Annotated in this window: 1 protein-coding gene; it reads right to left on the bottom strand. The window is 38.3% G+C overall.

Annotation, left to right across the window (positions count from 1 at the left end; genetic code table 11):
- Positions 1-8: 8 nt before the first annotated feature.
- Complete coding sequence (locus QOW94_RS10985) at positions 9-1,217, bottom strand: IS110 family RNA-guided transposase (protein WP_283680499.1); 1,209 nt, start codon at positions 1,215-1,217, stop codon at positions 9-11.
- Positions 1,218-1,420 lie beyond the last annotated feature (203 nt).

Below are 1,420 nucleotides of genomic sequence, written 5' to 3' on the forward strand. Positions count from 1 at the left end.
TCCGGATCTTATTGGGCCTTGAGCTCGTGGTATGTGTATTCATACCTTTGATTCGCTTGTATCATCGAAAATAGACAATGAACTGTTTTGTTCATACAAGCAACGATGGCGACCTTATTTCTTTTCGGAATAGGGCCGCTTTTTAGTTTGTAGTAATAATCAACTATGTGATTGTGCTCCCAATGTTGTGCCCTAATCATGTTCAAGACTATCAGATACAGTATGGTTCTTGCCTTAGGATTACCACGCCGATTGATATGGTCTTGGCGTTGGTATTTACCTGATTGGTAACGATTAATATCAATCCCTACATAAGCGTTGATCTGATTTGCCTTATTGAACCTTCTAACATCACCTAATTCACCAATTAATTGCGCAGCACTTTGTTCACCAATCCCGGGCATCGAAATGATGATTTCATATTCTGCTAACTGTTGAGCCGTCTTAATTAGCTGCTTTACTAACTTTTCTTTTTGAATGATCAATTCAGTTAAGGTCTGACAGTAATAGCTAACCGATTGAACTTGAATACTGTCTACTTCAACTGCTGGATAACTATCTTTAGCTAGTTCCAACAATCGTTCTGCATACTTAAGGCCTTTGGCCTTAGACAGGCGCTTGTCAGTACTGTTCATTAGTCTATTTTTTAGTTTTGTTCTTGATAGGTCTCTAACCAAGTCTGGGTGTGGAAATAGACTAATCACATTTAATGCCAATTTAGACACACGGCTAGAAAATAGCACCTCTATTTCTGGAAAGGTTTGTTGGAGTTGTGAGTGTAATTGCGTATGCTTCAAATTAATATCATTTTGAATTCGGTCAATAAACCTGGAAAGTTCTTGTAGTTCAACATATATTTTTGCCTTAGGTTGGGTTGTGCGAAAATCATTTGCCAGGGCAGTCAACGCAATCCGGTGCGAATCAGAAACATCTGTCTTGATTCGTCGAAGGCCACTCATTTTCAACTTTAAGTCCAGTGGATTTAATTCACAGAACGCGATTTGATTATCGATACAGAATTTTTTTACCGGTCTTGAGTAAACTCCAGTTGCCTCGAAAACCACTTGAGAATTTACTGATTTTTCAACTAATCTTAGAAGCTTTTCAAACCCACTTATTGTGTGCATGAATTCAAATTCCTCTTGGCATTTTTCGCCACTATACCAAGTAGCGTAGCTATGACCCTGAGAGACATCTAAACCAATTACATCAGTCATCTTTAATTCCTCCTCAAAGAATTTAATTGAACTTCGTTCATTATCTTGCGCAGCTTAACTCATTTCCTATACACGGCCTCGAAGGTCATCAATCTTAAATCAGGTTAAAGCTGTGAAGATAACGAAGACCATTTTAAATTGGGGACTCTAGGTCCAAGGGAGCATGCTCGGTCTTAAAGTTCATCTTCAGTGTAACTAAAAAA

The organism is Lentilactobacillus sp. Marseille-Q4993, assembly GCF_951230165.1.
Taxonomy (GTDB): domain Bacteria; phylum Bacillota; class Bacilli; order Lactobacillales; family Lactobacillaceae; genus Lentilactobacillus.